This is a genomic window from Sandaracinus amylolyticus (assembly GCF_000737325.1).
GTDB lineage: Bacteria > Myxococcota_A > Polyangia > Polyangiales > Sandaracinaceae > Sandaracinus > Sandaracinus amylolyticus.
Window position 1 is genome coordinate 8,272,766 of record NZ_CP011125.1, and the last position, 13,176, is coordinate 8,285,941.

At 71.5% G+C, this 13,176-nt stretch carries 13 protein-coding genes and 2 pseudogenes; 10 read left to right on the top strand and 5 right to left on the bottom strand.

What is annotated here, in order from left to right; all coding sequences use genetic code 11:
- Positions 1-6 precede the first annotated feature (6 nt).
- The 10 genes and pseudogenes from DB32_RS34905 (at position 7) to DB32_RS34945 (ending at position 9,041) form a co-directional block, all read left to right on the top strand.
- Entirely contained in the window at positions 7-762 is a 756-nt protein-coding gene (locus tag DB32_RS34905) for a Coq4 family protein (protein ID WP_053236991.1), read from the top strand.
- A 72-nt stretch (positions 763-834) separates the two neighbouring features.
- Positions 835-2,079: a YcjF family protein gene (locus DB32_RS34910; RefSeq protein ID WP_053236992.1), complete on the top strand. Its 1,245-nt coding sequence runs from the start codon at positions 835-837 to the stop codon at positions 2,077-2,079.
- A 30-nt stretch (positions 2,080-2,109) separates the two neighbouring features.
- The gene (locus DB32_RS34915; protein ID WP_053236993.1) at positions 2,110-2,565 is read left to right on the top strand and encodes a pyridoxamine 5'-phosphate oxidase family protein; all 456 of its coding nucleotides are present in this window, start codon (positions 2,110-2,112) and stop codon (positions 2,563-2,565) included.
- Positions 2,562-3,977, top strand: coding sequence for a GAF domain-containing protein (locus DB32_RS34920; RefSeq protein ID WP_053236994.1), 1,416 nt, complete (start codon positions 2,562-2,564; stop codon positions 3,975-3,977). The genes DB32_RS34915 and DB32_RS34920 overlap by 4 nt, the downstream gene beginning before the upstream one ends.
- A gap of 235 nt (positions 3,978-4,212) precedes the next feature.
- A complete protein-coding gene (locus DB32_RS34925) occupies positions 4,213-4,692 on the top strand; it encodes a hypothetical protein (protein WP_053236995.1) in 480 nt (159 codons plus the stop codon).
- A 283-nt stretch (positions 4,693-4,975) separates the two neighbouring features.
- Positions 4,976-5,326, top strand: a pseudogene (locus DB32_RS50325) (TerB family tellurite resistance protein); the annotation flags it as partial.
- Positions 5,327-5,356: 30 nt separating this feature from the next.
- A pseudogene (locus DB32_RS50330) lies at positions 5,357-5,965 on the top strand (exopolysaccharide biosynthesis polyprenyl glycosylphosphotransferase); the annotation flags it as partial.
- A complete protein-coding gene (locus DB32_RS34935) occupies positions 5,965-8,040 on the top strand; it encodes a serine/threonine-protein kinase (RefSeq protein WP_053236997.1) in 2,076 nt (691 codons plus the stop codon). The pseudogene DB32_RS50330 and the gene DB32_RS34935, both read left to right, overlap by 1 nt.
- An 87-nt stretch (positions 8,041-8,127) precedes the next feature.
- On the top strand, positions 8,128-8,376 hold the full coding sequence (locus DB32_RS34940) for a hypothetical protein (protein ID WP_053236998.1): 249 nt from the start codon (positions 8,128-8,130) through the stop codon (positions 8,374-8,376).
- Entirely contained in the window at positions 8,373-9,041 is a 669-nt protein-coding gene (locus DB32_RS34945; protein WP_053236999.1) for a hypothetical protein, read from the top strand. Before DB32_RS34940 ends, DB32_RS34945 begins: the two co-directional genes overlap by 4 nt.
- A 1-nt stretch (position 9,042) precedes the next feature.
- Here DB32_RS34945 and DB32_RS34950 read toward each other — a convergent pair whose 3' ends face one another.
- The 5 genes from DB32_RS34950 to DB32_RS48750 all read right to left on the bottom strand — a co-directional run bounded on the left by DB32_RS34950 (position 9,043) and on the right by DB32_RS48750 (position 13,077).
- Positions 9,043-9,777, bottom strand: a complete 735-nt coding sequence (locus tag DB32_RS34950) for a type 1 glutamine amidotransferase domain-containing protein (protein WP_053239059.1) — start codon at positions 9,775-9,777, stop codon at positions 9,043-9,045.
- Between the two features lie 137 nt (positions 9,778-9,914).
- Positions 9,915-10,181: a hypothetical protein gene (locus tag DB32_RS34955; protein ID WP_053237000.1), complete on the bottom strand. Its 267-nt coding sequence runs from the start codon at positions 10,179-10,181 to the stop codon at positions 9,915-9,917.
- A gap of 1 nt (position 10,182) precedes the next feature.
- Positions 10,183-10,860 carry a MotA/TolQ/ExbB proton channel family protein gene (locus DB32_RS34960; RefSeq protein WP_053237001.1) on the bottom strand — a complete coding sequence of 226 codons (678 nt, stop codon included), beginning with the start codon at positions 10,858-10,860 and terminating at the stop codon, positions 10,183-10,185.
- 79 nt (positions 10,861-10,939) lie between these two features.
- Positions 10,940-12,073 (bottom strand): epoxide hydrolase family protein, encoded by a 1,134-nt coding sequence (locus tag DB32_RS34965; RefSeq protein ID WP_053237002.1) that lies wholly within the window; start codon positions 12,071-12,073, stop codon positions 10,940-10,942.
- 338 nt (positions 12,074-12,411) lie between these two features.
- A complete protein-coding gene (locus tag DB32_RS48750; RefSeq protein WP_053237003.1) occupies positions 12,412-13,077 on the bottom strand; it encodes a helix-turn-helix domain-containing protein in 666 nt (221 codons plus the stop codon).
- Positions 13,078-13,176 lie beyond the last annotated feature (99 nt).

Sequence of the window (13,176 nt, forward strand, 5' to 3'; positions counted from 1 at the left end):
GCGCCCATGCACGCGACCCAGCACGCGACGCCGTCGACCGAACGTCCCCGCAGCGCGCCCGCCGCGAAGCCCGCGCCCCCGGAAGATCCGCGAGAGCGCGAGGCCGCGCGCATCGCCCTCGAGGGCACGCCGCTCCAGCGCACCGCGATGGCGTACCGCGCGCTGCGCGCGCTGATCGCGGATCCCGACGACACCAAGCAGGTCTTCTACGTCGGCCTGCTCGTCAACCGCGGCACGTACCCCACGTTCCTCGCGCGCTTCACCACCGACGACGAGGGCGCGCGCCTGCTCCGCGAGCGACCCGCGATCGATCGCTCGACGGTCGATTACGACGCGCTGCGCGCCATGCCCGCGAGCACGCTCGGCGGCGCGTACGTGCGCTTCCTCGACGCGAACGGGCTCGACCCCGACCTCTTCCAGTCGCCGCCCGGCCTGCCCGAGGTGCCCTCGTACATCGCGCAGCGCATGCGCCAGGTGCACGACCTCTGGCACGTGCTCACGGGCTACGACAGCGACGTCGCCGGCGAGGTCGCGCTGCAGGCCTTCACGTGGGGCAACACCGGGATGGCGAGCGCGGCCGCGGTCACGCTCGCCGCGGGCGTGCGCTTCTCGGTCACCGATCCGCGCATCGTGCGCATGGCCGCCGCGGGCTATCGCGACGGGCGTCGCGCGAAGTTCCTCGCGCCGATCCGCATCGAGGATCACTTCGCGCGCGAGCTCGACGAGCTGCGCGCCGAGTGGGGCATCCGCGCCGTGCGCTGATGCGTGAAGAATCCCGACGTCGTGCGGGTTGCCCTTGCACCTCCCGCCCCCGGGGGTGCATGCCATTCCTCGATGACCCGCCGCTCCGACGACGATCATCCGCCCTCGCCGCCGCCGCACCACGGTGAGCTCGACGACCTCTTCGCGATCGTCGATCGCCTGCCCTTCTTCGGCTCGCTGAAGAAGGACCTCACCCACCTGCGCAAGCTGCTGTACGACCGCCGCACGCCGCGCGTGCTCGCGGTCGGCGCGCGCGGCAGCGGACGCACCAGCCTCGCGAACTCGCTGCTCCGCCTGCCCGCGCTGCCGCTCGGCGAGCACGCGGCATCGCCGCCCGACGCGTGGATCCGCATCGACGCGGGTGGTCGTCACCTCGACTGGCTCGAGGTCGCGAGCGGTCCGCTCGAGGGCGGACGCCTCGCGATGGTGCGCCGCGCGCTCGACGAGAGCGTGCCCGACGTGATCGTCGTCGCGGCGCGCGCCGACGCGCCCGAGACCGAAGGCGCGGCCGCGCGCGAGACGCTCGCGCAGATCCACACGATGCTCGCCGAGTCGAAGACGATCGGCGACGCGAAGGCCGCGCGCCCCGCGACGATCGGCGTGATCACCCACGTCGATCGCGTCACCGAGCCCGAGGCCGCCGAGTCGGGCGTGCGCTTCGCGACCGAGGATCTCGCGCGCCTCGACGCCGCCACGCTCGCGCTGAAGAAGCAGCTCGAGGCGGGCACGACCACGAAGATCACGCGCCCGATCCCGGTGCTCGCGGGCGGCGAGCTCGGCGGCCCCGATCAGCCGGTTCGATGGAACGTCGAGGAGGTCGCGGCCGCGATCCACGACGCGCTCGCCGACGAGGCGAAGGTCGAGGCAGTGCGCGCGCTCGCGGTGCCGGTCGAGATGCGCCGCGAGCTCGCGCGCACGATCGTGAACCACTGCGCCGCGGCCGCGGTGACCGTCGGGCTCATGCCGGTCCCGTTCTCCGACGCGGTGATCCTGCTCCCGCTGCAGGGCGTGATGGTCAGCGGCGTCGCGTACCTCGCGGGCCAGCCCTGGGATCGACGCGCCGCGCTCGAGTGGCTCGGCTCGGTCGGTGTGATGGGCGGCGCCGCGTTCGGGCTTCGCTGGGGCGCGCAGCAGCTCGTGAAGCTGATCCCCGGCGCGGGCACGCTCGTCTCGGGCAGCGTCGCGGGCGCGGGCACGCTCGCGATCGGTCGCAGCGCGGTCGCGTACTTCGTCGACGGGCCGGGCGCGCGCACGCCGCGGCTGCAGCTCCCCGCCGACGCCTCGACCCCCATCGAAACGCCCCCGCCGACCGAGTGACCATCTGTTAGATTGCTCGGTCGGGAAACGATGCTGTCCGCCGAGCTCGTCGACGTTCTCGAGAGCGGTCCCTCGATGCTGATCGCGACGCGCGACGCGCAGCGCATGCCCGAGTGCACGCGCGCCGTCGGCGTCGTCGTCCGGGGCCCGGCGCGCGTCACGATCTTCGTCCCGCGCGCGGTCGGCGCGCGCGCCGTCGCGAACCTCGCTGTCGAGCCGCGCATCGCGCTCACGTTCTCGCGCCCCCACGATCACCGCACCTACCAGCTCAAGGGCACGACGACCGCGGTGCGCGACGCGAGCGACGACGAGCGCGCGATCGTCGAGTCCTATCGCGCGTCGTTCGCGGTCGCGCTCGACGTGGTCGGCATCCCGCGCCGCGTCACGATGCGCGTGTCCACCTGGCCCGCCGTCGCCATCGATCTCGACGTGACCGACGTCTTCGAGCAGACGCCCGGTCCCGCCGCGGGAGCGCGCCTCTCGTGAAGCTCGCGGTCCCGCTCGAGCGCCTCTCGCGCTGCTTCCAGGGGATCGTGCCCGGCGCGATCGCGACCTGCGACGCCGACGGTCTGCCCAACGTCAGCTACGTGAGCCACGTGCAGGTCGTCGACGATCGCCACGTCGCGCTCTCCTGCCAGTTCTTCAACAAGACGCGGCGCAACCTCGATCAGAGCCCGCTCGCGTGCGTGCAGATCGTCGACCCGCTCACGCTGCAGGCCTACCAGATGCGCCTGCGCTTCCTGCGCAGCGAGCGCGACGGCGCGCTCTTCGAGTCGATGTCGGCGCGCCTCGACGCGATCGCCTCGCACACCGGGATGAAGGGCGTCTTCAAGCTGCTCTCGTCCGACGTGTTCGAGGTGCTCGAGATCGAAGTGCTCGCGGACTTCCTCACCGGCGCCGAGCCGAGCATCACCGGGCACGACGAGCCGATGGCGATCCCCGGCCCGGCGAGCGAGCTGCGCGCGCTGCAGACCGTCTCGGCGCGCATCAACCGCGCGTGTGATCTCGAGGCGCTCCTCGCGTCGACGCTCGCCGCGCTCGAGGAGCTCTTCGGGTTCGGCCACGCGATGGTCCTCGTGCCCGACGGCAGCGGGAAGCGCCTCGTCACGATCGCGAGCCACGGCTACGGCGACGGAGGCATCGGCGCCGAGGTCGCGATCGGCGACGGCCTCGTCGGCACCGTCGCCGAGGAGCGGCGCGTGCTCGCCGTCGCGGGCATCGACGCGGGCCTGCGCTACGGCCGCGCGATCCGCGACGCGACCCGGCGCGCGCCTTCGCAGGCCAACGTGCGCCCCGAGATCCCGCTGCCCGGCCTGCCCGACGCGCGCAGCCAGCTCGGCCTGCCGCTGCTGGTCGAGGATCGCCTGCTCGGCGTGCTCGCGATCGAGAGCCGCGATCCCGCCGCGTTCGAGCCGTGGCACGAGGCGTTCCTCCAGGTCCTCGCGAACCAGATCGCGAGCCGCATGGACCACCTCGCGGAGCACGAGGACGACGAGGACGACGACGAGAGCCCGAGCGCGCGTCGTCCCGATCCCGATCGCATCCGCATCTCGCTGCCCGGCGGAGACCGCACCCGCGTCTTCTGCTTCTACAAGAACGACGACGCGGTGTTCGTCGACGGCGAGTACCTCATCCGCAACGTGCCCGGGAAGATCCTCTGGAAGCTGCTCAACGCCCACGCGCGCGAGCGGCGCACCGAGTACTCGAACCGCGAGCTGCGCCTCGATCCCTGGCTCGGCCTGCCGGCGATCAAGGACAACCTCGAGAGCCGGCTCATCCTGCTGCGCAAGCGCCTCGAGCAGAAGTGCCCCGAGGTCCGCATCGTGCCGACGCGCCGCGGTCGCTTCGCGCTCGAGCTCGAGTGCGCCGTCGAGCTCGTGGAGCGCGAGACCGCGTAGCGTCCGCGTCGCCTGCGCCGGGCGGCCTCGTCGCCTACGGCAGGCGGTGACCTCGCCTGCGCCAGGCGAGGTCCCGGCATCGGTGATGCGATGTGGTCGCCTTCGCGATGCGAAGCGGTCGCCTGGTGAAGGCGAGATCTCCGTATCCGAGTACGGACGTTGCGAATGACCAATGTTTTCCGTCAGTTTCCCTGCTGCGATCGTGTGGGATCGCGCTCGAACCGACGGAGATCACGTGGCGACCAAGAAGAACACCAAGAAGGTCGGCAAGAAGTCAGCGAAGAAGGTTGCGAAGAAGCGCGCGAAGCCTGCGCCGATCGCGCTCACACCCGCGGAGCGCTCGCGAAAGCTCCGACCGCGGCGCGATTACCGCGAGCTGATCGAGACGTTCCTGCGCGTGTGGGAGGAGAACCCGAGCGTTCGCCTCACCGGGCTCACGCGCGCGCAGCTGCGGCGCGCACTCGGACTCGCGATCAAGGCCGCGGACAAGGAGGACGCGCTGCGCCGCGAGGCCGACACGAAGCTCCGCGTGCTGATGGATGCGCGGCTCGTCGCCGAGGACGACCTGTGGCGCAAGCTGCTCGACGCGAACGCGCTGGTGCGCGCGCAGTCGCGCGTCGATCCGCGCCTGGCCGAGGCGTTCGCGTTCCTCTCGGACGCGCTTCGCCCCGAGTCGCGTGAGCGCGACGACGCCGAGGAGCCGGCGGCGGGTTAACCCTGCGGGAGTGCTCGTCCCGCCGATCCCGAACGGGGGCGCGCGAAGCGCGCGGACGGTAGGAGCGGCGGGCGAGCGTTTGCGGGAGTGCTCGTCCCGCCGATCCCGAACGGGAGCGCGCGAAGCGCGCGGACGGTAGGAGCGGCGGGACGAGCCGATGTTCTTCGGGTTAGCGGACACGTCGCGTCGATCGCCCACTTGGCACACGCGGAACCTCGCGGACGTGGGCAGGTGTGGGCCGCGCTCGTGGTAGAACCGTGGGCCGATGGCGTCCCCGGCGACCATGCCTCCTCCCGCGATCGACGCGACCTCGCTGTACCCGGTCGCCGACATCCTGCTCGGCGCAGTGCACGCCGACACGCGCTTCTGCGATCGCGAGCGCGACGCGGTGCGACGTTGCCTGCTCGACCTGCTCGGCACGCGCGTGCTGCCAGTCGAGCTCGAGCAGCGGCTGCGCGACTTCGACGCGAGCCGCTTCGACCTCGAGTCCGCGGTGCACGCGTACTCGGCGGACCCGCCGATCAAGCGCCGCGCGCTGCTCGCGATGGCGCGTCACGTGTGCGAGGCCGACGGCGCGTACGACCTCAGCGAGGACGCGTACCTGATGGCGCTCGCGATCGCGCTCTCCCTCGACGATCAGGCGATGCGCGGCCTCCTGCTCGGCTCGCCGTTCGATCGTCCGTGGGCCGAGCGGCTCAAGCGCCTCGAGGACATCGTGCTCGGCGCGGTGTTCCTCGCGGTGAGCGCCCCCGTGATGCTCGCGTGCGCGATCGGCGTGAAGCTCACGAGCAAGGGCCCGGCGCTCTTCAAGCAGCGCCGCTACGGGCTCAACGGCAAGGAGTTCTTCGTCTACAAGTTCCGCAGCATGACGGTCGCGGAGGACGGCGCGAAGGTCACGCAGGCGACGAAGAACGACGCGCGCGTCACGAAGCTCGGCGCGTTCCTGCGCCGCAGCTCGCTCGACGAGCTGCCGCAGTTCCTCAACGTGCTCAAGGGCGACATGTCGATCGTCGGGCCGCGCCCCCACGCGATCGCCCACAACGAGCACTACAAGAAGCTGATCGACGAGTACATGCTGCGGCACAAGGTGAAGCCCGGCATCACCGGCTGGGCCCAGGTCAACGGCTGGCGCGGCGAGACGGACACGCTCGACAAGATGCTCTCGCGCGTCGAGCACGACCTCTATTACATCCAGCACTGGAGCGTCCTCTTCGACATCGAGATCGTGCTGCGCACGGTCTTCGGCTCCGCGGTGAGGGAGAACGCGTACTGATGTCCGCGCCGACGACCAGCACGCAGCGCGGTGCCACCGAGGCGCATGACGCCGAGGCGTCGAAGCTGGTCACGTTCGGCAAGTACCTGCTGCTCGACAAGATCGCGACCGGCGGCATGGCCGAGGTGTGGCTCGGCAAGACGGTGCAGGACGAGAGCGTCTCGGACCTGCTCGCGATCAAGCGCCTGCTGCCGCGCTTCTCCGACGACGAAGAGTTCCTGCACATGTTCGTCGACGAGGCGCGCATCGCGGGCCAGCTCGAGCACCCGGGGATCGTACAGATCCACGAGCTCGGCAAGGTCGGCAGCTCGCTCTACATCGCGATGGAGTTCGTGTGGGGCCGCGACCTGCTCGGCATCCTGCGGCGGCTGCGCGAGCTCTCGCTGCCGATGGAGCCCACGACGATCGCGTACGTCGGCGCGCGCATGTGCGAGGCGCTGCACTTCGCGCACACCGCGAAGGGCAAGGACGGCAAGCCGCTCAACGTCGTGCACCGCGACGTCTCGCCGCAGAACGTGCTCGTCAGCTTCGACGGCAAGGTGAAGCTGATCGACTTCGGCATCGCGAAGGCCGCGTCGCGCAGCACGAAGACCCAGGCCGGCACGCTCAAGGGCAAGGTCGGCTACATGAGCCCGGAGCAGGTGCGCGGCGCGCCGATGGACGCGCGCAGCGATCAGTTCGCCGCGGGCACGTGCCTCTACGAGATGATCACGGGGCGCCCGCTCTTCTCGCGCGCCAACAACTTCGAGGCGATGGAGCTCGTGCGCGAGGCCGACGTGCCGCCGCTCGAGGAGGCCGCGCCCGGCACGCCCGCGAAGCTCGTCGAGATCGTGATGCGCGCGCTCAGCAAGCGCGCCGACGATCGATACGAGAGCGCGCACGAGATGCAGAAGGCGCTCACGCTGTTCCTCGCGGAGGCGGCGCCGGGCTACGAGCGCTTCACGCTGACGACGTGGCTGCGCGGCATCTTCCGCGACGAGATGGCGGAGGAGAAGGCGCGCCTCGACGTGCTCGATCTGATCGGGCGCCGTCCGAGCGTGCAGCCCGAAGCGAAGCGCAAGCGCACCAACTCGAGCACGCGCCTCGAGATCGGCGCGCACGATCTCTTCGACGACGACGAGGACGCCGAGACGCAGATCTTCGAGGGCTCGCCGCTCGCGAAGCTCGAGATCGAGGTGCGCCCGGTCGGCCCCTACGAGGTGTTCTTCCAGCGCGACGGCGCCGACGAGGGCGCGAAGCCGAGCAGTGGGTCGCACGTGCGGCCGCTCAAGGCGACGTTCCGCCCGGGCCGCACCCAGGCCGCGGAGAGCTGGCGCCCGCCGCGCACCGATCTCGCGGAGCTTGGCCCCTATCGCAAGCCCAAGGAGCGCGAGGTCGGGCGCGACACCGATCCGAATCCGTCGGCCGAGAAGGGCCCTGCGACGTCGCCTCCGCCCGGCAGCGAGAGCGAGCCGAGCGTGATGGTCGCCGACGAGCTGCGCACGACGATGCGCGACCCCGACTCGAACGAGAAGGTGCTCTCGACGATCCCGATCGATCCCGAGCACCTCTCGCTCGATCCCGCGGAGATCAACTCGCAGGTGATCCGCGCGCTGCTGCCGACGGGGAAGACCGATCCCGCGCAGAGGAAGGCGCAGCAGGCGGCGTCGCGCGAGCCGACCGGGCCGCACCGCGCGTCCTCGGAGAACCGGCGCGATCCCACGACGCGCCGGCGCATCCTCGCGGAGCAGAGCGCGCCGCGGCGGCGCCGCAGCGACGTCGTCTTCTTCGCGATCGCTGCGTTCTTCATGCTCGTGGTGGGCGCGGGCGCGACGTACTGGTGGCTCGCGGGCGCGGCGACGTCGTCGATCGAGGTGCGCACCGCGCCGATGACGAGCGGCGCGGTGCTGATCGACGGAGTGTCGCGAGGCCGCGTCCCGCTGCGCGTCGAGGGGCTCTCGCCGGGGCGACACACGGTGACGATCGTCGCCGACGGATACGAGCCCACGGTGCGCGAGGTGCAGCTCGCGCCGCGCGCGAGCGCGATCCTGGAGCTTCCGATGCAGCGCGCGAGCGGAGCTGCCGCGACCGAGTGACGCGAGCGTGGCGCTCGGCCACGCCATGCTCGCCGGCGACGCCCAGGGCCTCGCGCCTGGAACACACGATGCAGAGCGCGAGTCGTGATGCTCACGACTTCGTTGCTGGTGTATCTGGCGCTGACGTTCTCGCTCGCGAGCTCGATCGTGCTGTGGGTCGCGATGATCGGCGTCGCAGTGCGCCGCGCGCGCACCAGCGAGATGCATCCCGGCCTCTCGGTCGTGCCCCCGCTCGCGGCGGTCGCGGCGTGGCGCGGCGGTGAGCGCGAGCTCGCGCTCGGGTTCGCCGCGGTCTCGATCGTCTATCTCGTGCTCCTGATCGCGGCGCACGCATGACCGCGCTGCGCGACGTCGATCCCGAGCTCGCACGCGCGGCGCGCGATCGGCTCGCGCGCGCGCAGGAGCCCTCCCCCCACGTCGCGCCGGGGCTCGTCGCGCGCGGGATCATCGGAGCGGTCGACGCGGTCTACGGTAGCGAGGGATCGTTCCCGAAATTCCGCGCGCTCGAGGTGATCGCGCGCGTGATGTACCAGGCGTGGGAGAGCGTCGCGTACGGCGCGATCTCGAGCGACTACCGTGACGTCGACGCGCGCAGCGGCCACGCGCGCACGATCGAGCGCAGCCGTCACCAACAGGACAACGAGCAGCGGCACCTGTTCTGGATGCACGCGCTCTGCGAGCGTCGCGGAGAGCGCGAGGGATGGTGGCGACATCGCGTCGTTCCGCGCGTGCTCGCGGCGCTGCTCTATCGTCTCGCGTGGATCGCGCACTGGGTCGATCCCGCGTGGAGCCTGCACCTCAACGCGGAGCTCGAGGATCGCGCGGAGCGCGAGTACCTGCGCTTCCTCGCCGCGCACCCCGAGCTCGAGCACGAGCCCGCGGGCGTGCACGGGTTCACGAGCGTCGCGGATCTGCTGCGCTCGATGGTGCTCGACGAGCGCGAGCACAAGACGGAGAGCCTCGCGCACGCCGCGAGGCTCGGAGAGCTCGCGCTCCGCTGACTCACGCGCTCACGGCGCGCAGCGCGAGCGCGCCGACCGCGGCGACGGCGGCGGCGGCAGCGACGGTGCGAATCGTCGGTCCCGGGATCATGCGCGCGACCGCGACCGCCATCGGGGGCGGCGACTCGTGCGCGGGGGACGAGCCGGTCTGCAGCCGATGCGCGGTCGCGTCCTCCGCGTGGAGCCCGGAGTCGGCGAAGAGCGCGAGCATCGCGGGGACGAACTGCTTGAGATCCTGAGGACCGCGGCTGGTGATCCAGTTGCGGTCGCGCACGACGGGCTCGTCGCGCCACGTCGCGCCGGCGTGGACGAGATCGTCCCGCACGCCGGGCCACGACGCGAGCGTGCGGCCGCGCGCGATCCCCGCGGACGCGAACATCCACGGGCCATGGCAGAGCGTCGCGATCGGCTTCTGCGCGGCGTCGAACGCGGCGACGAAGCGGCGCGCGGGGCCGCTCTGACGCAGCAGGTCGGGCCCGATGAACCCGCCGGGGACGAAGAGCGCGTCGTACTCGTCGACGCTCACCTCGTCGATCGTGCGATCGACGCGCACGGTCTTCGTCGGCGCGGTCATGTTCATGCCGCGGATGCGCCCGGGGTGGAGCGAGACGATCTCGACGTCGGCGCCCGCGAGGCGCAGCGCCTTCTCGGGAATGCTGAGCTCGACGTGCTCGAATCCATCCGCGGCGAGCACCGCGATCTTCTTGCCCCGAAGCTTCGTGCTCGTGATCTGCATGGCGCGTCCTCCGGGCGACGCGACGAGGCAACCGACGCGCCGCGCGAAGAACGCGCCGTGGCGCGAGCACGGCGCGAGGCAGCCGCCCTCGCGATCGAGCGGGGATCGTGGCGGACGATCGCGCGCGAGCCGCAGGCTCAACGTGCGTAGCGGCGCGCGTCGCGCTCCCACGCGCGGCGGTCTTGGCGCGGCGGAGGCTCGTACGTGTAGCCCATCGGCCGCATCGTCGCGCGGCAGTGCGGACACGTTGGCACGGAGAGCGGACGCGCGAAGCAGCGCCGCTGGCCCGAGACCGACGCGGCGCGCTCGTGCGGCCACTTGAAGCACACGCGGCAGCGGAAGCACGCGTACTTCGCGCGATCACCGCGATGTCGCCGCCACTCCGAGTAGTCGCCGATGTTCATCTCACCGCGCCGTGCGATAGGTCGGACGGTCGAGCGGGGCTCGCGCGCCGTTCCATCGCAGGTGCTCGCGATGGTCGATCAGCATGTTGCGGATCGCCAGCGTGCCCTCTTCGAGCTCCTCGCGCAGCGTGCGGGCGCGGCCGTCGAGCAGGCAGAGCGCGAGCAGCGCGACCATCGAGACGAAGAGCCCGCCCGCAGTGCAGTTGAGGGACTCGGAGATCCCGCGCGCGAGCATCGTCGCGCGCGAAGACGCGTCGGCGTTGGTGTGACCGTAGCCGCCGAACAGCCCGGTGACGGTGCCGAGCAGGCCGAAGAGCGTCGCGATCTGCACGATCAGCTGGAGATATCCGAGCCGCCGCGCGAGCGGCTGCGCCTCGAGCATCCATCGCGTGGCGAGCGCGGCCTCGATGCGTGGCACCGACTGCAACGACTCGCGTAGGCCCGCGAGCGCGATGCGCGCGAGCGGGCCGCGATTGCGCTCGCAGATCGCGATCGCGCCGGTCACGTCACCGACTCGCAAACAAGCGCGCAGCGCGTCGAGCAGCGCGTCCGCGTTCGGCCGCGCTCGCAGCAATGCGCACGCGCGCTCGATCGTGATCAGCAGCGCGACGGCGAGGCACGCGACGAGCGGGTACATCCCCCACCCGCCCTCTTCGAAGTGGTGCGCCAGCCATCGCACGTCGCGCGTCGGACCACGGATCGCGGGCGAAAGTTCCCGCCGTCGGCGGAGGCGCCGTGCGCGAGCCGGACATCGCGCGTCAGTGCGAGCGACGGCGCAGCGTGGCGAGGAAGTCGCGGAGGTCCTTCGCGAAGAGGTCGGGGACCTCCCACGACGAGTGGTGCCCGCCGCGCTCCATCTCGGTGAACTGCACGACGTTCACGCGTCGCTCGGCCCAGGCGCGCGGAAGCGGCGCGTCGAGCGGCATCCGCGCGACTGCCGCGGGCACTTCGCTCCGACCGCGCGGAGCCGCGGCGGGGCTCGCGTACATCGCGCGTGCGCTCTCGAGATAGCTGCGCATCGCCGAGCCGATCGTGCCGCTGACCCAGTAGATCATCGCGTTCGTGATCAGCGCGTCGAGCGTGAAGCGCTCTTCGACGCGATCTTCCGCGCCGCTCGCGAAGAGGATCATGAGCCACGCGGCGAGGCCCACCGGCGAGTCGTTCAGCGCGAACGCGAGGCTGCTCGGCTTGGTGGACTGGATCATGTTGAACGCGCCCTCGCGCATCCACCACGCGTGGATCCACTGCGCGAACTCGCGCTCCTCGGGGCTGAGGCTCGCGAAGTCGGTGTTGCCGTCGGGATAGCCGACGTCGACGCAGTAGATGCCGGCGACCGACTCGGCGTGGCGGTGCGACATCGCCATGGGGATCGGCCCGTCGCCGCCGCCCGCGAGGTAGCGGTCGTAGCCGAGGCCCTTCATGAGCGCGGCGAGGGTGTCCGCGGTCGCGTCGACCGACATCGCCGTGTGCCCCGAGAATCCGAACCCGGGCAGCGACGGGATGATCACGTCGAACGAGAGCGCGGGATCGGCGCCGTGCGCGGCGGGATCGGTGAGCGGACCGATCGCGTCGACGAAGCGGTGGAACGAGTCGGGGAACGCGTGGATCAGGAGCAGCGGCGTGGGGCTCGGGCCGCGTCCACGCACGTGCACGAAGTGAATGGGCGTGCCGTTCACGTCGGCGACGAATTGCGGGTGCGCGTTGAGCGCGGACTCGTGACGACGCCAGTCGTACTCGTCGAGCCAGTGCTTCGTGAGGCGCTTCATGAGCGCGGAGTCGGTGCCCGCGCTCCAGCCCTCGGGCGCTTCGGGGAAGCGGGTGCGCGCGACGCGATCGCGGAGGTCGTCGAGAACGTTCTGGCTGACGTCGATTCGGAAGGGCGTGATCTTCATGAGGGTCAGTCAAGCACCGGCCCTCCGAGCGCTCTTGAAGGAATGCGACAATCGCAATCGGCTCCGGCAGGGGCTCAAATCGGCTCGCCCGCCGGGCCCTACCGTCCGCGCGCTTCGCGCGCTCCCGTCCGGGAACGGCGCGACGAGCACTCCGGCAGGCGCTCAAATCGGCTCGCCCGCCGGGCCCTACCGTCCGCGCGCTTCGCGCGCTCCCGTCCGGGAACGGCGCGACGAGCACTCCGGCAGGCGCTCAAATCGGCTCGCCCGCCGGGCCCTACCGTCCGCGCGCTTCGCGCGCTCCCGTCCGGGAACGGCGCGACGAGCACTCCGGCAGGCGCTCATCCGCCGCGGATCTGGCCCGGGGTGCGACCCACCAGGGCCTTCAGCGCGCGCGTCATGTGTGGCTGATCGGAGTAGCCCACCTCGATCGCGACCGCGGCGGGCGCGACGCCGCGCTCGAGCAGCTCGACAGCGCGACACGCGCGCTGGATCTGCGCGAGCTGCTTCGGCGTGATGCCGAGCGCGTGCACGAAGTGGCGCTGTAGCGTGCGCGTCCCGATCGCGCGCACGTCGCCGCGCGCCGCATCGGCGACGAGCTCGTCGCGCGCGAGGAGATCTCGGCGCGCGAGGCGAGCGACGAAGTCGTCGGCGTTGTCGAACGTGGGGATCTCGAGCGTCTCGCCGTGCATCGAGAACGCGCGAGGCGAGAGGATCGGCTGCACGATGCCGCGGTCGACCGTGCTCACGCCGGGCTGCTTCGCGAGGAACACGCCCGGCTTGAACGAGATCGCGAGATACGCGTCGCCCGCGTCGTTCTCGAGCTCGACGGGCCGCGTGATGAGCCCGGTCTGCAGGACGAGCCTGCGTCCCTCGCGCTCGATGACGACGAGATCCCAGGTGCCGTCGGGCGTCGACAGCTCGCGGACCGCCGCGTCGTACGTCACGCGCGTGACGCGCTCGACGAACGGTGAGTCCGAGGAGCGAACCTGTCGGCGCGCGCTCACTCGAAGGTCCCTCGTGACGACACGACGAGGCGTAGCACGCGCGACGGAATCAGGATGCTGGTGACGGGAGTCGTTAGGAGCTGCACGGAGTCCAGCGCC